This window comes from Kitasatospora sp. NPDC091335 (assembly GCF_044757205.1).
Lineage (GTDB): Bacteria > Actinomycetota > Actinomycetes > Streptomycetales > Streptomycetaceae > Kitasatospora.
Genome location: NZ_JBIVUM010000008.1, coordinates 338,500 through 360,281 on the forward strand (window position 1 = coordinate 338,500; position 21,782 = coordinate 360,281).

At 73.1% G+C, this 21,782-nt stretch carries 22 protein-coding genes and 1 pseudogene; 8 read left to right on the top strand and 15 right to left on the bottom strand.

All coding sequences use genetic code 11. The features are described from left to right. Positions 1–34 precede the first annotated feature (34 nt). The gene (locus ACIQOW_RS19860; protein ID WP_401086693.1) at positions 35–646 is read left to right on the top strand and encodes a hypothetical protein; all 612 of its coding nucleotides are present in this window, start codon (positions 35–37) and stop codon (positions 644–646) included. A gap of 6 nt (positions 647–652) precedes the next feature. Here ACIQOW_RS19860 and ACIQOW_RS19865 read toward each other — a convergent pair whose 3' ends face one another. From ACIQOW_RS19865 to map, 6 genes are all read right to left on the bottom strand, one after another. Next, positions 653–967 (bottom strand): hypothetical protein, encoded by a 315-nt coding sequence (locus ACIQOW_RS19865; protein WP_401086696.1) that lies wholly within the window; start codon positions 965–967, stop codon positions 653–655. Positions 968–1,034: 67 nt separating this feature from the next. Beyond that, positions 1,035–3,356 carry a transglycosylase domain-containing protein gene (locus ACIQOW_RS19870; RefSeq protein WP_401086699.1) on the bottom strand — a complete coding sequence of 774 codons (2,322 nt, stop codon included), beginning with the start codon at positions 3,354–3,356 and terminating at the stop codon, positions 1,035–1,037. A gap of 169 nt (positions 3,357–3,525) precedes the next feature. Continuing rightward, positions 3,526–5,049, bottom strand: coding sequence for an alpha/beta hydrolase (locus ACIQOW_RS19875; RefSeq protein ID WP_401086702.1), 1,524 nt, complete (start codon positions 5,047–5,049; stop codon positions 3,526–3,528). Positions 5,050–5,214: 165 nt separating this feature from the next. Further along, positions 5,215–5,640 carry a thioesterase family protein gene (locus ACIQOW_RS19880; RefSeq protein ID WP_188299636.1) on the bottom strand — a complete coding sequence of 142 codons (426 nt, stop codon included), beginning with the start codon at positions 5,638–5,640 and terminating at the stop codon, positions 5,215–5,217. A gap of 73 nt (positions 5,641–5,713) precedes the next feature. Next, complete coding sequence (locus ACIQOW_RS19885) at positions 5,714–6,409, bottom strand: HAD family hydrolase (protein WP_401086706.1); 696 nt, start codon at positions 6,407–6,409, stop codon at positions 5,714–5,716. Positions 6,410–6,487: 78 nt separating this feature from the next. Continuing rightward, entirely contained in the window at positions 6,488–7,255 is a 768-nt protein-coding gene (gene map / locus ACIQOW_RS19890; protein WP_401086709.1) for a type I methionyl aminopeptidase, read from the bottom strand. Between the two features lie 111 nt (positions 7,256–7,366). Here map and ACIQOW_RS19895 point away from each other — a divergent pair, with 111 nt between their 5' ends. Then, complete coding sequence (locus ACIQOW_RS19895) at positions 7,367–7,636, top strand: helix-turn-helix domain-containing protein (protein WP_188299640.1); 270 nt, start codon at positions 7,367–7,369, stop codon at positions 7,634–7,636. A gap of 90 nt (positions 7,637–7,726) precedes the next feature. Here ACIQOW_RS19895 and ACIQOW_RS19900 read toward each other — a convergent pair whose 3' ends face one another. The 3 genes from ACIQOW_RS19900 to ACIQOW_RS19910 form a co-directional block, all read right to left on the bottom strand. Further along, positions 7,727–9,118: an ABC transporter substrate-binding protein gene (locus ACIQOW_RS19900; RefSeq protein ID WP_401086713.1), complete on the bottom strand. Its 1,392-nt coding sequence runs from the start codon at positions 9,116–9,118 to the stop codon at positions 7,727–7,729. Positions 9,119–9,181: 63 nt separating this feature from the next. Continuing rightward, positions 9,182–10,078 carry a carbohydrate ABC transporter permease gene (locus ACIQOW_RS19905; protein WP_188299642.1) on the bottom strand — a complete coding sequence of 299 codons (897 nt, stop codon included), beginning with the start codon at positions 10,076–10,078 and terminating at the stop codon, positions 9,182–9,184. Further along, the gene (locus ACIQOW_RS19910; protein ID WP_188299643.1) at positions 10,075–11,013 is read right to left on the bottom strand and encodes a carbohydrate ABC transporter permease; all 939 of its coding nucleotides are present in this window, start codon (positions 11,011–11,013) and stop codon (positions 10,075–10,077) included. The genes ACIQOW_RS19905 and ACIQOW_RS19910 overlap by 4 nt, the downstream gene beginning before the upstream one ends. A gap of 226 nt (positions 11,014–11,239) precedes the next feature. Between ACIQOW_RS19910 and ACIQOW_RS19915 the strand changes: the two genes are divergently transcribed. Continuing rightward, positions 11,240–11,893, top strand: a complete 654-nt coding sequence (locus ACIQOW_RS19915; protein WP_401086717.1) for an SMI1/KNR4 family protein — start codon at positions 11,240–11,242, stop codon at positions 11,891–11,893. 31 nt (positions 11,894–11,924) lie between these two features. Here ACIQOW_RS19915 and ACIQOW_RS19920 read toward each other — a convergent pair whose 3' ends face one another. The 3 genes from ACIQOW_RS19920 to ACIQOW_RS19930 all read right to left on the bottom strand — a co-directional run bounded on the left by ACIQOW_RS19920 (position 11,925) and on the right by ACIQOW_RS19930 (position 13,480). After that, complete coding sequence (locus ACIQOW_RS19920) at positions 11,925–12,686, bottom strand: SDR family NAD(P)-dependent oxidoreductase (protein ID WP_401086720.1); 762 nt, start codon at positions 12,684–12,686, stop codon at positions 11,925–11,927. Beyond that, positions 12,683–12,823, bottom strand: a complete 141-nt coding sequence (locus ACIQOW_RS19925) for a hypothetical protein (RefSeq protein ID WP_401086723.1) — start codon at positions 12,821–12,823, stop codon at positions 12,683–12,685. The genes ACIQOW_RS19920 and ACIQOW_RS19925 overlap by 4 nt, the downstream gene beginning before the upstream one ends. Before the next feature lie 78 nt (positions 12,824–12,901). Next, a complete protein-coding gene (locus ACIQOW_RS19930) occupies positions 12,902–13,480 on the bottom strand; it encodes a TetR/AcrR family transcriptional regulator (protein WP_401086726.1) in 579 nt (192 codons plus the stop codon). A 152-nt stretch (positions 13,481–13,632) separates the two neighbouring features. On the opposite strand from ACIQOW_RS19930, the gene ACIQOW_RS19935 reads away from it, so the two are divergent. After that, positions 13,633–14,106, top strand: a complete 474-nt coding sequence (locus ACIQOW_RS19935; RefSeq protein WP_401086729.1) for a DoxX family protein — start codon at positions 13,633–13,635, stop codon at positions 14,104–14,106. On the opposite strand, the gene ACIQOW_RS19940 is transcribed toward ACIQOW_RS19935, so the two are convergent. Together ACIQOW_RS19940 and ACIQOW_RS19945 are read right to left on the bottom strand one after the other, a co-directional pair. Then, positions 14,095–14,406 (bottom strand): MTH1187 family thiamine-binding protein, encoded by a 312-nt coding sequence (locus ACIQOW_RS19940; protein ID WP_401086732.1) that lies wholly within the window; start codon positions 14,404–14,406, stop codon positions 14,095–14,097. The genes ACIQOW_RS19935 and ACIQOW_RS19940 overlap by 12 nt on opposite strands. Positions 14,407–14,488: 82 nt before the next feature. Continuing rightward, positions 14,489–15,954 (bottom strand): annotated as a pseudogene (locus ACIQOW_RS19945) (SulP family inorganic anion transporter). 838 nt (positions 15,955–16,792) lie between these two features. Between ACIQOW_RS19945 and ACIQOW_RS19950 the strand changes: the two are divergent. Then, positions 16,793–17,281, top strand: coding sequence for a glutathione peroxidase (locus ACIQOW_RS19950; RefSeq protein ID WP_401086735.1), 489 nt, complete (start codon positions 16,793–16,795; stop codon positions 17,279–17,281). Positions 17,282–17,325: 44 nt separating this feature from the next. Here ACIQOW_RS19950 and ACIQOW_RS19955 read toward each other — a convergent pair whose 3' ends face one another. After that, a complete protein-coding gene (locus ACIQOW_RS19955; protein ID WP_401086737.1) occupies positions 17,326–18,258 on the bottom strand; it encodes a LysR family transcriptional regulator in 933 nt (310 codons plus the stop codon). A 96-nt stretch (positions 18,259–18,354) separates the two neighbouring features. Between ACIQOW_RS19955 and ACIQOW_RS19960 the strand changes: the two genes are divergently transcribed. From ACIQOW_RS19960 to ACIQOW_RS19970, 3 genes are read left to right on the top strand one after another with little or no spacing between them, the layout of a single operon-like run. Beyond that, positions 18,355–19,059, top strand: coding sequence for a succinate dehydrogenase cytochrome b subunit (locus tag ACIQOW_RS19960; protein ID WP_401086740.1), 705 nt, complete (start codon positions 18,355–18,357; stop codon positions 19,057–19,059). Further along, positions 19,056–21,014, top strand: coding sequence for a fumarate reductase/succinate dehydrogenase flavoprotein subunit (locus ACIQOW_RS19965; protein ID WP_401086743.1), 1,959 nt, complete (start codon positions 19,056–19,058; stop codon positions 21,012–21,014). Before ACIQOW_RS19960 ends, ACIQOW_RS19965 begins: the two co-directional genes overlap by 4 nt. Further along, positions 21,011–21,748 carry a succinate dehydrogenase/fumarate reductase iron-sulfur subunit gene (locus ACIQOW_RS19970; protein WP_401086746.1) on the top strand — a complete coding sequence of 246 codons (738 nt, stop codon included), beginning with the start codon at positions 21,011–21,013 and terminating at the stop codon, positions 21,746–21,748. The genes ACIQOW_RS19965 and ACIQOW_RS19970 overlap by 4 nt, the downstream gene beginning before the upstream one ends. The last annotated feature ends 34 nt before the right edge of the window (positions 21,749–21,782 follow it).

Sequence of the window (21,782 nt, forward strand, 5' to 3'; positions counted from 1 at the left end):
AACCGGGCACGAGGGAAGCGGGGGCAGCGGGACGATGAACCGGGGGACGACGAACCGACGCACGTCCCGGGCCAGGCGCGTCCTGGTCCGGCTGCTGGCGGCCGGCGGGCTGGGCGCCGTGCTGCTGTACACCTGGGGGCAGTGGGAGAGCCGCTCGGGCGGGCTGATGCTGGTCGCCGACCTGCTCAACCGGCCGGAGGCACTGCTCGGCGGGGCGCTGGCCGCGCTGATCGCGGCCGCCTGGCTCGGCGACCTGCGCACCGCCGTACGGACGGCCACCCGGTCGGTCACGGTGACCGCCGGGGTGGTGTTCCTGCTCGGGGTGCTGGCCGTGCACAAGGTGTCGGCGGCCGAGACCCGCAGCCGGGAGGACGCCCCGGCCGGGGCCGAGCGCTCCCTGGTGGTGGTGCACCTCTCGTACGCCGCGGGGCCGGAGGCGGGCGAGCGCTGGCAGGTGCTGCTGGAGACCGGCGCGGGCTGGTCGGCCCGGCGCTGGTCGCTCGCCGACGTCGGCGGCGGCCCGGACGGGGCCAGGCTGGTGGGGGCGAGCTGGACCGGACGGTCGCAGGTCACCGTGGTGACCGACTCCTACCGGCGGGTGTTCAACCTCGACCAGGACAGCGGCGAGCCGGTCGAGGCGCGCTGACCCCGCTCAGCCCAGCCCCAGGGCGTGGGCGCCGAGCGCCAGCAGGGCCGCGTTGCCGGCCGCGCCCAGGGCGGTGGCGGCCAGGAAGCGGACCGCCATGCCGTCCGGGAAGGGGCTCAGGGTCATCGCCGAGAGGAAGCCGGGCATCGTCCACACCACCGCCGTCCACTGCCGCACGGCGCTCGTGGCGCCCCCGTGACCCGCCGCGCCCGCGCCGGCGCGCAGTTCGTGGGCGGCGGCGAGCCCGATCACCAGGTAGCCGGCCAGGTAACCGGCCGAGGGGCAGAGGACGGCGGGGACGCCGAGGATGCTGTGCGGCATGCGGTCATCGTCCGCCGACGGGCCCCGGCCCCGCATGAGTACCCGTACTCATGCGGGGCCGGGCGGTTCACCGGTCCTCGGGGGACGGCGAGTCCGCGGTACCGGGCTGGGTGGTCGGCGGCGCGGAGCGGCCGGTCGGGCCGGTGCCGCGCGGCTTGCCGGTGTTCCCCTGGCCCCCGGTGGTGGGGACGCCGGTGCAGCCGGACGGAGCCGGCGAGCCGCTGGAGGTCGTGCAGTTGCCGTCGCGCCGGGGCGGGTCGGGGATGTAGACGGTGGTGAACTCCTTCTCCGGCATGCCCCGGACCGCGTCGCTCATCGCCTGCTGCCAGATCGGCCCGGGACCGGTGGCGCCGAAGACCTCGGCCTGGTACCTGCCGCCGATCCTGATGTTGCGCATCGGCACCTTGGTGCCCGGGCTGCCCAGCCAGACCGAGCCCGCCAGGTTGCCGGTGTAGCCGGTGAACCAGGCCGACTTCTTCTCGTCGGTGGTGCCGGTCTTGCCGGCGATCTGGCGGTTGTCGTCCAGGCCGAGGTCCCGCGCGGTGCCGCCCTTCTCGGTCACCCCGAGCAGCACGCTGTTGATCACGTCGGCGGTGCCCTCGGACATCGCCGGGGTGCACCGGGCCGGGGGCACCGGGACGTCGGCGCCGTCCACGGTGGTGATCCGGTTGATCGCCAGCGGCGCGCAGTAGGTGCCCCGGGCGGCGAAGGTCGCGTACACGTTGGCCATGGTCAGCGGGCTGACCTCCTGGGTGCCGAGACCGAGCGCGGGCAGTTCCTGGAGCGGGTCGCCGCTCGCCTTGCCCGTCACGCCCAGCTTGTTGGCCATCTGCTTGACCGCGCAGAGGCCGATCTCCTGCTCCATCTGCACGAAGTAGGTGTTCACGGACATCGCCATGGCCTGCTTCAGGTCGTACGGCCCGACCTCGGAGGTGCTCTCGTTGGGGATGGTCCCCTCCTTCTTGCCCTTGCTGAGGTTCTTCCAGGTGCCGTCGCAGGTCTTCATCGTCGGCCAGTCCATCCGGTTGGGCGAGTCGTACCGCTGGGTGGGCGGCAGACCGGCCTCCAGGGCGGCGGCGGCCACGATCGGCTTGAAGTTGGAGCCGGGCTGGAAGCCGATGCCGCCGCCCATCCCCGCGTCCACGTTGTAGTTGACGACGGTCTCGTTCTTCTCCTTGGCCAGGCCGTACGGGCGGGTCTGCGCCATCGCCAGGATCTTGCCGGAGCCGGGCTCGACCATCGTCATCGCGGCCGAGACCGGGTCGGTGACGTACACCTTGGTGGAGACGGAGTTCTGGGCGGCGGTCTGCTTGTCCGGGTCCAGGGTGGTGTAGATGTTCAGGCCGCCGGTGTCCCACAGCTTCTTGCGGTCGGCCGAGTTCTTGCCGAACTCCGGGTCCTGCTTGACCACGTGCCGCACGTAGTCGCAGAAGAAGCCCATGCCGGCCTTGGCGGTGATGCAGCCGTTGCGCGGGTCCTTGTAGTTGAGGCCGAGCGGGGCCGCCTTCGCCTCCCTGGCCTGGTCCGCGGTGATGTGCTTGTTCTCCACCATCTTGTCGATGACGGTGTCGCGGCGCTTCTGGGCGGCCACCGGGTGCAGCTTGGGGTCGTACTGGGAGGGGTTCTGCACCAGCCCGGCGAGCATCGCCGCCTCGGGGAGGCCGAGGTCCTTGGCGTCCTTGCTGAAGTAGCGCTGGGAGGCGGCCTGGATGCCGTACGCCTGGTGGCCGTAGAAGGTGATGTTGAGGTAGTTGGTGAGGATCTGCTCCTTGGTCAGGTCCTCCTCCAGCTTGATGGCGTACCGGAGTTCCTGGATCTTGCGGCCGAGCGTCTTGCGCTGGGCCTCGCGCACCGCGTCCGGATCGTCCCCGGCCTTCTCCACGTTGACGTTCTTCACGTACTGCTGGGTCAGGGTGGAGGCGCCCTGGACGGCGGCGCCGCTCTCCGCGTTCTTGGTGATGGCGCGCAGGACGCCCTTGAGGTCGACGGCGCCGTGCTCGTAGAAGCGGGCGTCCTCGATGTCGACCTGCGCGGTGCGGATCAGCGGGGACATCTGGTCGGCGGGTATGACGGTGCGGTCGCGCTCGTACACCTTGGCGATCAGGCCGCCCTTGGCGTCGAAGATCTGGGTCGCCTGGGTGAGCGGCGGCGTCTTGAAGTCGTCGGGGATGCTCTCGAAGCCCTCGGCGCCGTTCTTCGCCCCGAGCCCGACCGCCCCGGCCGCCGGGAGTACCACGCCCGCCAGCAGCACGCCGCCGAGCACGCTGGCGCCGAGGAAGGTGGCCGCGTGGCCCAGGAATCCGAGCGGGGTCGCGCGGCGCCTCGGGCGCTGGACCCAGGTGTCGCCCGGGTCCGAGGCGGCGGGTGTGCGGCGGCTCTTCGGTGACATAGATCGAACACTACGGCCGTGAACAGGCCGTGTGGAGCGGGTGTTGGCGAAGGATTGTCACAAAATCGCGACGGATTCGACTCATTGCCGAGGGCCGGACGCCGGTGCACACCGGGACAAGGACCGTTCGTCTACGGCCCGTTGCCCCGACGCGCCGGCTCCCCGCAGCTCAGCCGGCCGGGCAGAAGACGTCCCCGGCCGGGCGCCGGCCGGTCACCAGGTAGTCCGTCACCACCTCGTCGCCGCAGGCGTTCCCGTTGGCCCGGTACACGTCATGACCGCCCGCGTCCACCGTCACCATCCTGGCCCGGTCCCCGAACGCCGCGCGCAGCTTGAGCGCGCCGGCGTACGGGGTGGCGGGGTCGCGCAGGTTCTGGGCCAGCAGGACGTTCGCCGGGCCCCGGTCGGTGACCCGCACCGGCGGCTCGACGGGCGCGAACGGCCAGAAGGCGCATGGCATCACGTTCACCGGCATGCCGGCCGTGAGCGGACGGGCGGCGCGCTCGGCGGCGACGTCCCTGGTGTACGCGGCCTGGTCGGCGGGCCAGCTCACGTCGTTGCAGAGGGTGGCGGCCGAGGCCGCGATGTGGTTCTGCATCACGTCGTCCGGCTGCGACCCCGACTGGGTCCCGGGCAGCGGGCGGCTGCCCAGGCCCGCCAGCATCAGCCGGGCGAGGACCGGGAAGCGGCTGTCCGCGTAGAGGGCCTGCATCATGGTCTCGCGCAGCACGTCGCCGTTCAGCTCCGCCGGGTTGGCCCCCGGCCAGGGGATCGGCTCGCGGTCCAGGCGGGCGGCGAGGCCGAGGAAGAGCGGACGGACCTCCTCGGGGGTGTCCGCGAGCCGGTCCGGATTGTCCGGCGCCGCGGCCCACTTCGCGAAGTCGGGGAAGCGCTCCTCGGCGCCCCGGCCGAAGGCCGCGAGCCAGCCGCGCCCGACCCGGGTCGGGTCCGGGTCGTCGTTGCTGTCCAGCACGATCCGGTCGGTGCGCTCGGGGAACATGGTGGCGTAGACGGCGCCCGCGTAGGTGCCGTACGAGGTGCCCCAGGCGGACAGCCGGCGCTCGCCGAGGGCCCGGCGGATGCTGTCGATGTCGCGGGCCTCGTTCGCGGTGGAGACGCTGCGCAGCACCGGGCCGCCGTTGCGGGCGCAGGCCTCGGCGAACCGGTGTCCGGTGGCGACGTTCCCGTCGATCGAGCCGTCGGCGGCGGGCCAGGGGCGGAGCTTGACCCACGCCAGGTCCTCGTGTTCCAGGCCGCAGCTGATCGGGGTGGAGCGGCCGACCCCGCGCGGGTCGAAGCCGACCAGGTCGTAGCGGTCCCGGACGGACTCCGGGAGGCGACCGTACGCGTCGGACGGGCGGTCCAGGCCGTTGTCCCCGGGGCCGCCGGGGATGATCAGCAGGACACCGCGGCGCAGGCCCGGTTTCGCGGTGGCGATCCGGGAGACGGCGAGCGTGATCCGCGCGCCGTGCGGATCACGGTAGTCCAGCGGGACGGTGAGGTCGGCGCACTTCTGCGCCCGGTTCACCTCACCCTCGCAGGTGGTCCAGGCGAGGCGGTCGCTGCCGGGCTTCGGGCCGTCGGCCGCGCCGGCGGGCACGGCGCTCAGGGCGGTGACGGCGAGGGCGGCGGCCGCGGTGATCACGGCGGTGACGGTGCGAGCGGCGGTGATGGTGCGAGCGGACTTCGTCATGCCCAGGAGTCTGCTGGGGCACGGCAGTTGGGCCCATCCGGGCAGCAGGACGGTCGAGGGTGGGGAAATCCCCCGGACGCCTGGCGCGGGGTGGAGACCGCCACCGGTGGCGGTCTCCGGCCACGGCGGCGAGGGGTCGCGGGAGGGACCGGCGCCCCGGCCGGGTCAGAGGCCGAGCAGCCCCGGGTCGGCGGCGAGGGCGCGCAGCGGTTCGCGCGGGTCGGCGACCAGCCGGCGCTCCGCCAGGTCGAGGATGCCGCCGACGCCGGTGATCTCGGCGGCCAGCACACCGTCCTCGCGGACCAGCCGCTGCACCACCTGGAAGGTCTTGCCCTCCCGCCAGCTGAACGAGCAGCTGACCTCCACCGCGTCGCCCGCGCGCAGCTCCCGCAGGTACTTGACCGTGGTCTCCAGGACCACCGGGCCCACCCCCGCGGCGACCAGGTCCGCCTGGCGGATCCCGGCCGCCCGCAGGTACTCCCAGCGGGCGTGCTCGGCGTACTGGAGGTAGACCGCCTGGTTGAGGTGGCCCTGGGTGTCGGTCTCGTACCCGCGGACGGTGACGTGCGTGGTGAAGTCCTGATCGCTCATGCCCCGCACGGTACTCCCGGCCGCCGGGCGCCACCCCGTGTCCTGCGTCACCCCGGCCGGGCGGCCTCCCCGGTCACCCGGGCAGGACGGCGAGCAGCGCGGTCAGGGCGTCCGGGCGCAGGTCGACGGGCAGGTGGTCGACGGGGTGGAAGGCGCAGCCGAGCGCGGTCGCGCCGCCGTCGCAGGTGCGGTCGTCACCCACCATCAGCACGTCGGACGGGGCCAGGCCGAGGCGTTCGCAGGCGGTCTCGAAGATCACCGGGTCGGGCTTCTGGGCGCCGACCTCGCAGGACAGCACGTAGACGTCGACCAGTTCGTCCAGGCCGTGCGCGCGGAAGATCGGGCGCAGGTCCCAGCCGACGTTGCTCACCACCGCGACCGGCAGGCCCCGGCGGCGCAGCTCGCGCAGCACGGGGAGCGCGTCCGGGTACGGGCGCCAGCTCCCGGGCGCGATGTGGGAGTCGTAGAGGGCGTCCACGTCGAGGCCCGCGGGCGGCTCGGCGGCACGGGTCAGCGCGGTGTACGCGGTGCGGTGCAGCTCGGGGGTCAGGTCCCTGGTGTCCCAGGCCTCCTGGACCTCCGGTGGGATGCGGCGCGGCACCACCCCGCCGGGCAGTGCGCCGAACTCCTCCAGCCTGGCCACCAGTTCGGCCTCCTCCCGGGCGGTCAGGCCGAGGCCGGTGGCGGCGGTGTGGGCCGCCAGCCACTCCGCGGTGGAGACCACCCTGAGCAGGGTGCCGGAGAAGTCGAACATCACAGCTTTGATCATGACGGCGAGCCTAGCGGCGCCCCGCCCGGCCGTCCGGCGTTCCGGGTCAGGGCAGGGTCGGGTCAGGGCAGGGTCGGGTCAGGGCAGGGTGAGGATGCGCGGCCCGTCCTCGGTGATGGCGACGGTGTGTTCCACGTGGGCGGCCCGGCTGCCGTCGGTGGTGCGCAGGGTCCAGCCGTCCGGGTCGGTGCGGTGGTCGTCGCGGCCGCCGGCCAGCAGCATCGGCTCGATCGCCAGCACCAGGCCGGGGCGCAGCGGGTAACCCCGTCCCGGGCGGCCCTCGTTGGCCACGTGCGGGTCCTCGTGCATCCGGCGACCGATGCCGTGCCCGCCGTAGCCGTCCAGCAGGCCGTACCGGCCGGCCCGGGCGACGGTGCCGATGGCGTGGGCGATGTCCCCGGTCCGGTTGCCGGCCACGGCGGCGGCGATGCCCGCCTCCAGGGCGCGCCGGGCGGTCTCGATCAGGGCGGTGTCCTCGGGACGGGCGGTGCCGACGGTGAAGCTGACCGCCGAGTCCCCGGCCCAGCCGTCCAGGAGGGCGCCGCAGTCGATGCTCACCAGGTCGCCGTCGCGCAGCCGGTAGCCGTCCGGGATGCCGTGCACCACGGCGTCGTTCACCGAGGCGCAGATGACGGCCGGGAACGGGACGGGTGCGAAGGCCGGGCGGTAGCCGAGGAACGGCGAGGTCGCTCCGGCGGCCTTGAGGACGCCCCGGGCGACCTCGTCCAGCTCCAGCAGGCTGACGCCGGCCGCCGCCTGTTCCCGGACGGCCGCCAGTGCGTCCGCCACCACCCGTCCGGCCTCGCGCATCGCGGCCAGCGCGGTGTCCGACTTGAGTTCGACCATGGTGCGCCTCTCCCCTGAATCCAATTCTTATACCGGTATTTGTATCACGCTCGCGGGGCGCGGACGGCCACTCCCGCGGCGCCCCCGGCGAGAGGCCCTAGACTCGTCGGCATGGTGAGGACTCCGCTGACCCCGTGGGAGCGCGAGCGCGGCGAGCACTTCGGGGCGCTGCTCCGCGAGGCGCGCGGCGGACGCAGCATGGTCGAGGTGGCGGCGGTGGCCGGCGTCTCGGCGGAGACGCTGCGGAAGATCGAGACCGGCCGGGCGCCGACGCCGTCCTTCTTCACCATCGCGGCACTGGCCTTCGCACTCGACCTGTCGCTGGACGAACTGGCCGCCGCGTGCGCGCCCCCGGCGGAGGGCGAGGCGCTCTCCGCGTAGCACGCCGCTGGGCGCCCACCCCGTACGACGGCGGCCCGCCCCGCGCGTGGTGCGCCGGGCGGGCCGCCGTCGTGCCGCGGTGCGGACGGCTCAGCCGACCGAGCTGTTGTAGCTCTCGATCGCCGGCTGGAGCTCCTTCGCCGCGTCGGCCAGGGCCTGCTGGGCCGGCTTGGTGCCCGCGATGGTCTGCTCGATCGCGGTCTCCACGCCCTTGCGGGCCTGCGGCATCACGCCGAGCAGGCAGCCGGCCGTGGCCGGGGTCGGCTTGGTCGCCTTGAGCTGGTCGATCGCGGTCTGGAACTGCGGGTACTTGGCCACCCACTCCTTGTCCTTGGGGTCGTCCAGGGACTTCTTGTTGACCGGGAAGTAGCCGGTGCCGGTGTGCCAGACGGCCTGCTGCTCGGGGGCGGAGACGAACTTCTCGAACTCCCAGGCGGCGCGCTTCTCGGCGTCCGAGTGGCCGGGGCCGCTGATCCACAGCGAGGCGCCGCCGATCACCGGGCCGCCCTGGTCGGCGGCGTTCACCTTCGGGAAGGCCGCGGTGCCGACGCCGAACTTCGCGGCCTCGGTGTAGCCGCGCAGCACACCGGTGGACTCCAGGTGCATGGCGACCGTCCCGGCCTTGAAGGCGGCCTGGGCGTCGTCGGTGTTGCGGCCGGTGTTGGCCGCGTAGCCGCCCTTGACCAGGTCGGCCCACCACTGGACGATCTGGGCGCCCTGGGCGGAGTCGAAGACGACCTTGCCCGCCTTGTTGCTGCGGCCGTTGTCGTTGTCGCAGTACATGGCGCCGGACTCGGCCAGCAGCTGCTCGACGAACCAGCCGTAGATGGCCGCGCCGAAGCCGTACCTGACGGTCTTGTCGCCGTCCTTCCTGGTCAGCTTCCTGGCCAGCTCGCCCAGCTCGTTCAGGTCCTTGGGCGCCTGGGCCGGGTCGAGGCCGGCCTCCTTGAAGGCGTCCTCGTTCAGGTAGAGCAGCGGCATCGAGGAGTTGAACGGCATCGACTGGAGCTTGCCGCCGACCGAGTAGTAGTTGCGGATGTTGGCGTCCAGGTCGTCCAGCGCGTAGCCGTCCTTGTCGGCGAAGGCCTGCGCCGGGACGGTCTGCTTGGAGTCGATCATGAACCGGGTGCCGATGTCGTAGACCTGCGCCAGGGCGGGAGTGCCCTTCTGCTGCACCGCGGCCTTGTACTTGGTGACCAGCTCGTCGTACTTGCCCTGGAACTGCGCCTTGACCTCGATCTTGCCCGGGTGGGCGGCGTTGAACTGGCCGACCAGCCCGTTCAGCACCTCCGCGTTCTTTCCGGTCATCGAGTGCCAGAACTCCACGGTGGTGACACCGGAGGCCTGGTCGAGCGCCTGGGCGCCGGGCGCGCCGGCGTCGGAGGAGCCGCCCGAACCGGAGCCGGAGCCACCGGAGCTACAGGCGGTCAGGGACAGGCCGGCCACCAGCAGGGCCGCGAGCGCGCGCGCACTCTTCTTCACGAGGGTTCTCTCTCTTTCCGGGAGGACGGAGCGTCCAGGGGAGGGACGTGGACGGGACGGGGGTCAGCGGACCGCACCCGCGGTGAGGCCGCGGACGATGAAGCGCTGGCCGAAGACCACCAGGGCGAGGGTGGGCAGCAGGGAGAGCACGACGCCGGCCAGGATCAGCCCGGGGTCGGCCATCTCGGCGTCGCGCAGCGAGGTCAGCCCGATCTGGAGGGTCTGCATGTCCGCCGTGCGGGTGATGATCAGCGGCCAGAAGTACTGGTTCCAGGCCGACAGGAAGACGTAGATCGACAGCGCGGCGATGGCCGGCTTGTTCAGCGGGACGACGATCCGCCACAGGAACCGCCAGTGGCCGGCCCCGTCGATCCTGGCGGCGTCGCGCAGTTCGCCGGGCAGCTGGCGGAAGGCCTGGCGGAGCATGAAGGTGCCGAAGCCGGAGGCCAGGAAGGGCAGCATCAGGCCGAAGTAGGTGTTGCCGAGCCCCCAGTCGGACAGCGTCAGGTAGTTGGGGATGATGATGGCCTCCCACGGGACCATCAGGGTGGCCAGGAACACCCCGAACACCGCGGCCCGCGCCTTCATCGGCAGGAAGACGAAGGCGTACGCGGCGAGCACCGAGGTGAACAGCTGGGCGAGGGTGATCCCGGTCGCCACGAGCGCCGAGTTGGCGTACTGGCGGGCCAGCGGGATGGCCTCCACGGCGCCGGAGAAGTTCCGCCCGGTGACCGAGTGCGGCACCAGCGCCGGCGGGTAGGACGAGAGTTCGGACGGGCCCATGAAGGCGCCGGCGATCGCGTAGTAGACCGGGAAGGCCACGGTGACCATGGCGACGGCGAGCAGCAGGTAGACGGCGGCGCGGCCGAGCAGGTCGCGCGGGGAGCGCCCGGCGAGGGCGCGGGGGCGCGGGCGGGGCGCCTCGGTCTCCGTCGTGGTGCCGGTGGTCAGTGTGGTCATGCGTAGTGCACCTTCCGCTCCAGGACGCCGAACTGGACGGCCGTGCAGGCGAGGACGACCACGAGCAGCACCACGGCCTGGGCGCTCGCGGTGCCGAAGTCGCTGGAGCCGTAGGCGAAGGCCTTCTCGTAGACGGAGTAGACGAGGGTCCGGGTGGAGCCGTCGGGCCCGCCCTTGGTGAGGATGTGGATCTGGCCGAAGCTCTGGAGCGCGTGGACGGTGGAGACCACGGTCAGGAAGAACAGGTTCGGACCGAGCATCGGGATGGTGATCGAGCGGGCCAGCCGCAGGCCGGAGGCGCCGTCGATGCGGGCCGCCTCCACGACCTCCCCCGGGATCGAGCCGATGCCCGCGGAGAGCACCAGCACGTTGTAACCGAGGTTCATCCAGACCGTGGTGACGGCCACCGAGACCAGCGCGTAGCGGGAGTCGGTCAGCCAGCCGACCGGGCCGAGGCCGACGTGCGAGAGCAGGCCGTTGAGCACCCCGCTGGCGGGGTTGAAGAACACCGCGAAGACCACCGAGGCGCTGGCCACCGAGAAGGCGAAGGGCAGCGCGAAGACCGAGCGGAGCAGCCGCACGCCGCGGATCCGGTTCTCCAGGAGCAGGACCAGCGCCAGGGCGCCGAGCACGCCGGGCACCACGGTGAACAGCGTGAACAGTGCCGTGGTCACCAGGGTGCGGCCGAAGTCGGCGGAGGCGAACAGGTCGGTGTAGTGCTTCGTCCCCACGTAGCGGGAGGGCGCGCCGAAGAGGTCGTTGGCGTGTCCGCTCAGGTAGACGGTCCGCCACAGCGGGTAGCCGATGAAGAGGACGAAGACCACCAGCGAGGGCAGCAGGAAGGCCCAGGCGAGCCCGTGCTCGCCCCAGCGGCCTCCCCGGTGCGCTCGTGGGCGGCGGCCCGGGAGGGGCTCGGTGTGCGGTGCGGTCGGCATCTGTCGCGCGTCCGCCTTTCGTGACGTCGGTTCCGGCCGAAACCGTGTCCTGCCCACACGACGCCGTGGGAACCCCGTGGTGATCAGCGAGTGTCGCCGGGATTACGCGTTCGCGTCAGGTCCGGCAGGTCGTGCCCGGACGGGCGGTCGGGCGGTTCGGCGGGTTGTCACCGGGGTGTCGTACGGTGCGCTGATGGACGAAACGGATTTCGATTTCCCTGCCGCAATGGCCGAAAGCGCGCGCTCCCGCGCGGGTGCCTGGGCGTTCGTCAGGGGCTTCGCCGCGTACTGGGGCGAACCGCTGGGGCCCGGCGACGGCTTCACGGAGGCGGAGCTGGACGCGGCCGAGCGGCGGCTGGGCCTGCGGCTGCCGCCGGCGCTGCGCGAGGCGTACCGGCTGTTCGGCCGCCGGGCCGACCTGACCAGCAGCCAGGACGTGCTGCTGACGCCGGACGAGCTGCGCGTGTTGGACGGCGCGCTGGTGTACCGGGCGGAGAACCAGGGGTGCGCGCACTGGGGCGTGCTGCTGGACGACCTCGCGCTGGAGGACCCGCCGACGGTGATCCGGCCGGACCTGGCGGACAAGTCGCAGGAGCGGTGGGAGCCCTGGGAGGAGCGCTTCTCGACGGCGGCCGTGGTGATGGCGCTGATGGAGAAGCTGCTGGAGGACCACGAGCTGTCCGACTTCCTCGAACTGGACGAGGAACTGCCGGACGGCCTGCGGGAGTTGCCCGCGCTGGGACGCAACTTCCGCTGGCACCAGGGGCCCGAGGTGCTGGTCGGGGTGGCCGAGGAGGCCTGGGTGATCGCCCGGGCACGCACCTCGGAGGCGCTGGACGCGCTCTACGAGGCGGTGCCCGGGGAGTGGCTGGGCGAGTAGGGCCGGCCGCGGCCGGGCGGCGAAGCCCCGGTCAGGCGGAGGAGCCGCCGTCCAGCACCAGGTCGCTGCCGACGGTGTAGCCGGCCTCCGGCGACGCCAGGTACAGCACCGCGGCGGCCACCTCCTCCACCGCGCCGGCCCGGCCGACCGGGACCTCGCCCTTCATCCGCTCGGCCTTGGTGTCCGCGTTCTCGCCCGGCCGGGAGGACATCGGGGTGTCCACCGCGCCGGGGCTGACGGTGTTGATCCGCACGCCCTCGGCGATGTGGTCGAGGGCGGCGGCCCTGGTCAGCGCGGTGACCGCGGCCTTGCTGGCGGCGTAGGCACCGACGCCCGCGATCCGCTTGTGGGCGCCCAGGTTGGACGAGACGTTGACGATCGCGCCGCCGCCGTGGGCGCGCATGTGGGCGATCTGCTGCTGCATGGCGAGCAGGGTCCCGGTGACGTTGACGCCGATCAGCCGCTGCCACTCGGCCCCGTCGATGTCGGCGACCGGGCCGAGGGCGCCGATCACCCCGGCGTTGTTGACCGCGACGTCCAGGGAACCGAACCGCTCGACGGTCGTACGGACCAGCCGGGCGGCGTCCCGGGCGTCCGTCACGTCGCCGGTCAGCGCGACCGCCGTGCCGCCGGCCAGCTCGATCAGCTCGACGGTCTCGGCGAGCGGGCCCTCGGTGCGGCCGGCGACCGCGACCCTGGCGCCCTCCCGGGCGAAGGCGAGCGCGATGGCCCGGCCGATGCCGCTGCCGCCGCCGGTGACCAGGACGGACGTGTCGGCGAAGCGCGTGGTCATGAGGTGAACTCCTTGAGTCGGGCGGTGCTTTCGGGTGTGGTGGCGATGGTGTCGTGGTGGTTCCCGGGCAGGGCGGCGACCGTGATCGCGGTGAGCGCCGCCCCTGCGACGTACCGGCCGGTAGAGATGACAGTCATGTAAAACCCTCCCCTCGATATAGACCATTCGGTCTTGAATCGGCACAGCAGAAGACGCCGGCCCGAACAGACGGAGCGTCAGTCCAGCAGGGTCAGCGCCTGTTCCGCCGCGTCCCGCGCCCGGACCCCGCCGTCGGCGGTCTTGCCCACCACCCGGATGCCCTGAAGGAGCACCACCAGCATCCGGGCGAGCGCCCGCGGCTCCCGCCCGGCGGGCAGTTCGCCCTGTGCGGCGGCGCGCACCAGGGCGGCGGTGAGCAGCGTCTCCAGGCGGTCCAGGCTCGCCTCCACCCGGCGGGACGCGGCGGGGTCGTGCGGGGCCAGCTCCACCGCCGTGTTCGTGACGAAGCAGCCGACCAGGCGCTCCTGACCGTCCGCCGCCGCGTACTGGCGGATCATCGCGCGGACCGCCGGCAGCGCCGGGCCCGGCTGGGACAGGTCGAGCAGCCGGGCCGAGTCGCTCTGCTCGCAGTAGCGCTCCAGGGCCCGCAGGTACAGCTCGTGCTTGCTGCCGAAGGTCGCGTAGACGCTGGCCCTCGCGATGCCGAGCCGCTCGACCAGGTCGGCCATCGACGTGGCCTCGTAGCCGCGCTGCCAGAACAGCTCCAGGGCCGCCTGCAACGCCGCGTCCGGGTCGAATTCCTTCGTGCGCGCCATGCCGGGAACGCTAGCCCTTTCCAGATCGGTCGGTCAAGAAAGGACGCCAAGTGGTCCAGACCTGATCCATGACGGAGCATTGCCAAGTGGACTAGACCAAGGCTACCCTTACCGATCCCATCCACCTCCTCCCCCCACAGGAGGCGTTTCCCATGCCCGCACACCGCTCCACCAACCCCCTGCAGAGCGTCGAGGCAGCCAGACCCGTCGTCCTGACGGTGTTTCGGATCGTCATCGGCCTGCTCTTCGCCTGCCACGGCGCCGCCTCGCTGTTCGGCGTGCTCGGCGGCGTCAAGGGCGGCGGCACCGTCCCGCTCGGCCAGTGGCCCGGCTGGTGGGCCGCGCTGATCCAGCTGGTCGGCGGCGCCCTGGTGCTGCTCGGCGCCGGCACCAGGGTGGCCGCCCTGCTCTGCTCCGGCTCGATGGCCTACGCCTACTTCACCGTCCACCAGGAGCACGCGCTGCTGCCGATCCAGAACGGCGGCGAGGCCTCGGTGCTGTTCTGCTGGGCCTTCCTGGCCATCGCGACGCTCGGCTCGGGCCCGTACGCCCTGGACCGGCTGCTCTCCCGCCGGCCCCTGACCGCCACGCCCGAACCGGCCGCCCAGCCGACGTCAACGGTCTGACGGTCCGTCCGCGGCCAGGTGGCGCTCGACCGAGGCGACCTTGGCGGTGAGGCCGTCGGTGACCCCGGCCCTGTCGTCGATCTTGATGACCGTGCTCACCCGGTTGCTGTGGGCCTTCACCGCCTCGATCGCCGCCCTGATCACCGGCATCACCTCGTCCCACTCCCCCTCGATGCTGGTGAACATGGCGTCCGTACGGTTCGGGAGCCCACTCTCCCGCACCACCCGGACGGCGGCGGCCACGGCCTCACCCACGTCCTCGCCGATCCCCAGCGGGGTCACCGAAAAGGCTGCGATCACGGTTCTGCGCTCCTTGTAGTGGACAGCACTGGTCGCCGGGTCCGGACCGGACCCAGCGACCAGGCTAGACGCGCCCCGGACGTCAGGCGACGGTCGGCAGCGGCGGTTCGACGGCCAGCGGCGCGCTGGCGCGGGCCCGGTGCTGGTCCGCCCAGGAGGCGAGCGCCACCGTGCAGGCGTGGTCCAGGTGGCGCAGCCCGGACCAGTCCAGTTCCACCGGCCGGTCCCCCGGCAGCCGTTCCAGGGTGTCCAGCAGCCGGGGCAGCCGCAGGAAGGTGGCATTGCCGCTCAGCCGCACCCGGTGCAACGGGTGCCCGGTCGGCTGCGGCTGTTCCTCCACCGCGATCTGGAGCTGCGAGGTCTGCCAGGCCGACTTGGCCACCGCCAGGCCGATGCCGATCAGCACCCCCTCGAACAGGTCGGTGGCGATGATCGCCGCCGCCGTCACCACCAGCACCAGCGCCTCGCCCAGGTGCCCCCGGCAGAGCGCGACGGTGCGGCGCAGCGGCACCAGCTTGGCACCGGCGTGCACCAGCACCGCGGCCAGCGCGGTGAGCGGGACGAGTTCGAGCACGCCGGGCAGCAGCGCGGTGAACAGCAGCAGCCAGCCGCCGTGCAGCACCCGCGAGGCCCTGGTGCGCGCGCCGGCCTGGACGTTGGTCGCGCTGCGCACGATCACCGCCGTCATCGGCAGCGCGCCGAGCAGCCCGCAGACGGCGTTGCCGACACCCTGGGCGGTGAGTTCGCGGTCGTAGTCGGTGCGCGGGCCGTGGTGCATCCGGTCGACGGCGGCGGCGCTGAACAGCGTCTCGGCGGAGGCGATCAGGGTGAAGGCGACGACGGTGCCGAGCCCGGCGGTGCCGGCCAGGACGGTCAGCGAGCCGCGGTCGGGCAGGTGCACCACGTCGAGCAGCCCGGCCACCCGGACCCTGGCGCGGCGGTCACGGCGGCGGCCAGGCCGACCGCGGCGAGCGGCGCGGGGACGGCGCGGGCGGCGCGTTCCGGCAGGTACTTCCAGCCGGCCAGGACCAGCAGGGTGCCGAGCCCGAGGGCGACCGCGCTCGGGTTGGCCGACGCGGTCAGCGCGTCGCCCAGCAGGGCGGGCAGTCCGGCGATCTTCTCCGGTCCGGTGGCGGGGGCGCGGCGGTCAGCGAGCGCGTAGAGCTGGCCGAAGACCAGGGTCAGCCCGATGCCGGCCAGCATGCCGTGCACCACCGAGGCGGACATCGCCCGGAACCAGCGGCCGAGCCGCAGGGCGCCCATCGCCAGCTGGAGCAGGCCGGTGGCGAGCACCAGCACGCCGAGGGCTCCGGTGCCGAAGCGCTGGACGGCGTCGGCGACCAGGACGGTCAGCCCGGCGGCGGGCCCGCTGACCTGGAGGCTGCTGCCGGGCAGCAGGCCGGCCACCAGGCCGCCGACGATCCCGGTGACCAGCCCGAGTTCGGCCGGGACGCCGGAGGCGACGGCCACGCCGACGCAGAGCGGGAGGGCGACCAGGAACACCACCAGCGAGGCCGGCAGGTCGTGGCGCCAGGGGACGGCCCGCAGGGCCGCGAGCGGGGTCCGGGGCCGGCCCGGCGGGGCCTGCTCGCGCAGGCGGCCCGGCGGGCTGTCGCTCCGGTGGGGCGGCGGGTTCACCCGGTCACCGCCAGGGACCGGGCAGGGGTGCAGCAGTGCATGGGGACGTTCCTTCCGCGCGGCCGCCGCGGCGGGCGCGCCGTTGCAAGGGCGGGGAGCAGGGGGAAGCCGAGCAGGGAGAAGGGCAGGGACGGGGGGACGGGACCGCGGAGGGGCGGCGACAGCGGGACGGCCGCGGGTCCGGACGGACCTGAGCGCGGCGGCGGGTGTCGGGTCGGTGCGGTCAGGGGGTGCGTCCCTCGCTCGGATGCGACGGACCGGGCGCGCTGGTCCTGGACGGGACCGGCCCCGGATCTCCCCCACACACCGGACGGCCCGAAATCCCCCTGCCGCGGCCTCAGTTGGACGTCACGGGCCCGGCGTGCCACCGACGGTACCCAGGCCGGCGGGGCCGGCCCACACCCCGCACCCTCCCTTCACCCGCACCGCACGCGGGCTCCGCTTCCCGGCGCGGAGCGTCCGGTTCCCCGGGTACACCAGCACGACGGCCGCCCTGGTGTGCGAATCCCCGCCGCCCGGCCACCCCGCCCGACGCTTCCAAAGCCCGCCACCCTCCCTGGCACGCCCCGACCGCGATCAGGCCACTGGCGCCGTGGCCGTACGCGCACCCCGGCCGTGCGGGGGCGGACGGACCGCTCCGCACGCTCCCGCACACCCCGGCCACCGGCACGCCGGGCACCGCCGGCCGGGCGGCGCCCGCTACCGTGGCCCCCGAAGAGGCCGACGACCCACCGGAAGGACCACCACCGTGAGCCTGTACGACATCCCGCTGCGCACCCTCGACGGCAAGCCCGCCTCGCTGGCCGACCACAAGGGCAAGGCGCTGCTGATCGTCAACGTCGCCTCCAAGTGCGGCCTGACCCCGCAGTACGAGGGCCTGGAGCGGCTCCAGCAGCGCTACGCCGGGCGCGGGTTCACCGTGCTGGGCTTCCCCTGCAACCAGTTCGCCGGGCAGGAACCGGGCAGCGCCGAGGAGATCCGCGCCTTCTGCTCCACCACCTACGGCGTCACCTTCCCGCTGTTCGAGAAGATCGACATCAACGGCGAGGACCGGCACCCGCTGTACGCCCGGCTGACCGAGGTCGCCGACGAGGAGGGCCAGGCCGGGGACGTCTCCTGGAACTTCGAGAAGTTCCTGATCTCCCCGGACGGCACCGTGGCGGCCCGGCTGCGCCCGCGCGTCGACCCGGAGTCGGCGGAGCTGACCGCCGCGATCGAGGGCCTGCTGCCGGCCTGACCGCCCCGCCGGCGCGGAGGGCCGCTCCGGGGCGGCCCTCCGCGTCACAGCAACAGCCTGGTTCCCGGCGGCAGTTCGCCGTCCCGCGCGGCGTCGCGCAGGTGTGCCAGCAGGGTCGCGCGCAGCGCCTCCGCCGCGCGGGTGGGCGGCACCTCGTGGCCGTGCGCGACGGCGATGGTGCGGCCCAGCCCCGGACCGGCGAACGCGGTCACCGCGAGGCCCGAGCGGGCGGCCACCATGCCGGGGACGACGGCCGGCCCGATCCCGGCCCGGACGAAGCCCAGCACCGCGTCCATCTCACCGCCCTCCACCGCGAACTCCGGCTCGAACCCGGCCGCCCGGCAGGCCGCCAGGGTGGCCTCGCGGACGTCGTAGCCCTCCCGGAACATCACCAGCGGCCGGCCCTTCAGCTCCGTCACCCGGGCCCTGCGCCCGGCCGCGCGCTCCGGCCCGCGCTCGGCCGCGACCAGCACCAGCTCCTCGTGCAGCAGTTCGGTGACCGCCAGCGCGGGCGCCTGGTCCCCGCTCGGCGGGGTGATGATCAGCGCGAGATCCAGCTCCCCCGCGGCCAGCCAGCCGACCAGGTCGCGCGAGCCGCCCTCCCGGACCGCCAGCCGCACCCCCGGGTAGCGGTCCCTGAACACCCGCAGCACGTCCGGCACCAGGCTGGTGCACAGGCTCGGCGGCGCCCCGAGCCGGACCCGGCCGCGGCGCAGCTGCACCGTCTCCTGCACGGCCAGCCGGGCGCTCTCGGTGTCCGCCAGGATGCGCCTGGCCAGCGGCAGCAGGGCGTCCCCGGCGTCGGTCAGCGCGATGTTGCCCCGGGTGCGGTGGAACAGTTCGGCACCCAACTCCCGCTCCAGCGCCCGGATCTGCTGCGAGAGTGACGGCTGCGCGACGTGCGCCGCGTCGGCCGCGCGGGTGAAGTGCCGGGTCTCGGCCACGGCCACGAAATAACGGAGTTGCTGGAGCTGCACAGGGCCAGGATAGGCCGCATCGATAGCCGGTGCCTATCGTCATGAGCCGCATCATGTCTTGGACGCACCCGAACCACCGTCCCTACCGTTGCAGCCATGACAACCGCGACTCGGACGGCCCGGCATCCGTCCACCCTGGCGACCCTGTGGCGGTCGACCGTCGGCAAGAAGGCGGTCATGGCCGTCACCGGACTGGTCATGCTGCTGTACCTGGTCGCGCACATGCTGGGGAACCTCAAGGTGTTCTCCGGCCCGGACGACATCAACGGCTACGCGGCCTGGCTGCGCACCATCGGACAGCCGTTCCTGGGCCACGAGTGGTTCCTGTGGATCGCCCGGGCCGGCCTGCTGGCCGCCGTGGTGCTGCACGGCGTCTCCGCGTACCAGCTCAGCCGCCGCGACCTCGCGGCCCGCCCGAGCAAGTACGTGCACAAGCGCCGCCGGGCGAGCTACGCGACCAGGACGATGCGCTGGGGCGGGGTGATCCTGGCGCTGTTCATCGTCTGGCACGTCCTCGACCTCACCACGCTGACCGTGAACCCGGCCGCCGAGGCGGGCCGCCCGTACCAGAACATCGTGGCCTCGTTCGGGAACTGGTACTCCTGCGTGATCTACATCGTCGCGATGCTGGCCGTCGGCCTGCACATCCGGCACGGGTTCTGGAGCGCCGCGCAGACCCTCGGCGCGAGCAACGCCCGCCGCGAGCGGGCGCTGAAGCTGACCGCGAACGGTCTGGCACTGGTGCTGACCGCCGGATTCCTGTCCGTCCCCGTCGCCGTGATCACCGGAGTCGTGAAATGAGCAGTGCCGAGACGAGCTACCAGGACTACACCCTCGGCGCGCCGGTCGCCGACACCAGGACCCCCGGCGGGCCGATCGAACAGCGCTGGGACCAGCGGCGGTTCGACGCCAAGCTGGTCAACCCGGCCAACCGGCGCAAGCACACCGTGATCGTGGTCGGCACCGGCCTGGCCGGCGGCGCGGCCGGCGCCACCCTCGCCGAACAGGGCTACCACGTCGTCCAGTTCTGCTTCCAGGACTCCCCCAGGCGGGCCCACTCGATCGCCGCCCAGGGCGGCATCAACGCGGCCAAGAACTACCGCAACGACGGCGACTCGATCCGCCGGCTGTTCTACGACACCGTCAAGGGCGGCGACTTCCGCGCCCGCGAGTCCAACGTGCACCGGCTGGCCGAGGTGTCGGTGGAGATCATCGACCAGTGCGTGGCCCAGGGCGTGCCCTTCGCCCGCGAGTACGGCGGCCTGCTGGACACCCGCTCCTTCGGCGGCGTGCAGGTCTCCCGCACCTTCTACGCCCGCGGCCAGACCGGCCAGCAGCTGCTGCTCGGCGCCTACCAGGCGCTCTCCCGGCAGATCGCCGCCGGGAACGTGGAGATGCACCCGCGCACCGAGATGCTGGACCTGCTGGTGGTCGACGGCCGGGCCCGCGGCATCGTGGCCCGCGACCTGGTCACCGGCGAGATCCGCTCCTACACCGCGGACGCCGTGGTGCTCGCCAGCGGCGGCTACGGCAACGTGTTCTACCTCTCCACCAACGCCAAGAACTCCAACGCCACCGCGATCTGGCGGGCGCACCGGCGCGGCGCGTACTTCGCCAACCCGTGCTTCACCCAGATCCACCCGACGTGCATCCCGCGCTCGGGCGACCACCAGTCCAAGCTCACCCTGATGAGCGAGTCGCTGCGCAACGACGGCCGGATCTGGGTGCCCAAGGCCAAGGGCGACGACCGCCCGCCGGCGCGGATCCCCGAGGAGGAGCGGGACTACTACCTGGAGCGGATCTACCCCTCCTTCGGCAACCTGGTGCCGCGCGACATCGCCTCCCGGGCCGCCAAGAACGTCTGCGACGAGGGCCGCGGCGTCGGCCCCGGCGGCCAGGGCGTCTACCTGGACTTCGCCGACGCGATCCGCCGGATGGGCCGGGACGCCGTCGAGGCCAGGTACGGCAACCTCTTCGAGATGTACGAGCGGATCACCGCCGAGGACCCGTACCGGGTGCCGATGCGGATCTACCCGGCGATCCACTACACGATGGGCGGACTCTGGGTCGACTACGACCTCCAGACCACCGTCCCCGGCCTGTTCGCGATCGGCGAGGCCAACTTCTCCGACCACGGCGCCAACCGGCTCGGCGCCAGCGCCCTGATGCAGGGCCTCGCCGACGGCTACTTCGTACTGCCGCCCACCATCAACGACTACCTGGCCCGCCACCCGCTGCCGGCCGTACCCGCCGACCACCCGGTGCTCACCGAGGTGGAGGCCGAGGCCGAGGACCGACTCAACCTGATCCTCGCGGTGGACGGCGACCGCACCCCGGACTCCTTCCACCGCGAACTCGGCGAACTGCTCTGGGACGAGTGCGGGATGGCCCGCGACGCGGCCGGGCTGACGCGGGCGCTGGAGCGGATCCCGCGGCTGCGCGAGGAGTTCTGGCGCCGGATCAAGGTGCCGGGCACCGGGCAGGAGCTCAACCAGTCGCTGGAGAAGGCCAACCGGCTGGTCGACTACCTCGAACTGGCCGAACTGATGTGCCTGGACGCGCTGCACCGCGCCGAGTCCTGCGGCGGCCACTTCAGGACCGAGAGCCAGACCCCCGACGGCGAGGCCGCCCGCCGCGACGAGGACTTCTCCTACGCAGCCGCCTGGGAGTTCACCGCCACCGGCGAGGCGCCCGTCCTCCACCGCGAGGACCTCGTCTTCGAGCACGTCCACCCCACCCAGCGGAGCTACGCGTGAACCTCACCCTGCGGATCTGGCGCCAGGCCGGCCCGGACGCCCCCGGCTCGATGACCACCTACCGGGTCGGCGGGATCAGCCCGGACATGTCCTTCCTGGAGATGCTGGACACCCTCAACGAGGAGCTGATCACCCGCGGCGACCAGCCCGTCGCGTTCGACCACGACTGCCGCGAGGGCATCTGCGGCGCCTGCGGCATGGTCATCAACGGCCAGGCCCACGGCCCCGAGCGCACCACCACCTGCCAGCTGCACATGCGGCACTTCCAGGACGGCGACACCATCGACGTCGAGCCCTGGCGGGCGGCGGCCTTCCCGGTGGTCAGGGACCTGGTGGTGGACCGCTCGGCCTTCGACCGGATCATCGGCTCCGGCGGCTACATCACCGCCCCCACCGGCAGCGCCCCCGAGGCGCACGCCACGCCCGTCCCCAAGGAGACCGCGGACACCGCCTTCGAACACGCCGAGTGCATCGGCTGCGGCGCCTGCGTGGCCGCCTGCCCGAACGGCTCGGCGATGCTCTTCACCTCCGCCAAGGTGGTGCACCTCAACGTGCTGCCGCAGGGCGCGCCGGAGCGGGCGGCCCGGGTACTGGACATGGTCTCGGCCATGGACGCCGAGGGCTTCGGCGGCTGCACCAACACCGGCGAGTGCGCCGCCGCCTGCCCCAAGGGCATCCCGCTGCCCAGCATCGCCGCGATGAACCGGGAGTTCCTGCGGGCCGCCCGCGGTTGACGACTCCCCCCGGTACCGTCCTCCCCCGGACGGT

Bases quoted from the DNA above. Each gene is read 5' to 3' on its own strand.
- ACIQOW_RS19860 (WP_401086693.1), top strand. From the start codon at position 35: ATGAACCGGGGGACGACGAACCGACGCACGTCCCGGGCCAGGCGCGTC.
- ACIQOW_RS19865 (WP_401086696.1), bottom strand. From the start codon at position 967: ATGCCGCACAGCATCCTCGGCGTCCCCGCCGTCCTCTGCCCCTCGGCC.
- ACIQOW_RS19870 (WP_401086699.1), bottom strand. From the start codon at position 3,356: ATGTCACCGAAGAGCCGCCGCACACCCGCCGCCTCGGACCCGGGCGAC.
- ACIQOW_RS19875 (WP_401086702.1), bottom strand. From the start codon at position 5,049: ATGACGAAGTCCGCTCGCACCATCACCGCCGCTCGCACCGTCACCGCC.
- ACIQOW_RS19880 (WP_188299636.1), bottom strand. From the start codon at position 5,640: ATGAGCGATCAGGACTTCACCACGCACGTCACCGTCCGCGGGTACGAG.
- ACIQOW_RS19885 (WP_401086706.1), bottom strand. From the start codon at position 6,409: ATGATCAAAGCTGTGATGTTCGACTTCTCCGGCACCCTGCTCAGGGTG.
- map (WP_401086709.1), bottom strand. From the start codon at position 7,255: ATGGTCGAACTCAAGTCGGACACCGCGCTGGCCGCGATGCGCGAGGCC.
- ACIQOW_RS19895 (WP_188299640.1), top strand. From the start codon at position 7,367: ATGGTGAGGACTCCGCTGACCCCGTGGGAGCGCGAGCGCGGCGAGCAC.
- ACIQOW_RS19905 (WP_188299642.1), bottom strand. From the start codon at position 10,078: ATGACCACACTGACCACCGGCACCACGACGGAGACCGAGGCGCCCCGC.
- ACIQOW_RS19910 (WP_188299643.1), bottom strand. From the start codon at position 11,013: ATGCCGACCGCACCGCACACCGAGCCCCTCCCGGGCCGCCGCCCACGA.
- ACIQOW_RS19915 (WP_401086717.1), top strand. From the start codon at position 11,240: ATGGCCGAAAGCGCGCGCTCCCGCGCGGGTGCCTGGGCGTTCGTCAGG.
- ACIQOW_RS19920 (WP_401086720.1), bottom strand. From the start codon at position 12,686: ATGACCACGCGCTTCGCCGACACGTCCGTCCTGGTCACCGGCGGCGGC.
- ACIQOW_RS19925 (WP_401086723.1), bottom strand. From the start codon at position 12,823: ATGACTGTCATCTCTACCGGCCGGTACGTCGCAGGGGCGGCGCTCACC.
- ACIQOW_RS19930 (WP_401086726.1), bottom strand. From the start codon at position 13,480: ATGGCGCGCACGAAGGAATTCGACCCGGACGCGGCGTTGCAGGCGGCC.
- ACIQOW_RS19935 (WP_401086729.1), top strand. From the start codon at position 13,633: ATGCCCGCACACCGCTCCACCAACCCCCTGCAGAGCGTCGAGGCAGCC.
- ACIQOW_RS19960 (WP_401086740.1), top strand. From the start codon at position 18,355: ATGACAACCGCGACTCGGACGGCCCGGCATCCGTCCACCCTGGCGACC.
- ACIQOW_RS19965 (WP_401086743.1), top strand. From the start codon at position 19,056: ATGAGCAGTGCCGAGACGAGCTACCAGGACTACACCCTCGGCGCGCCG.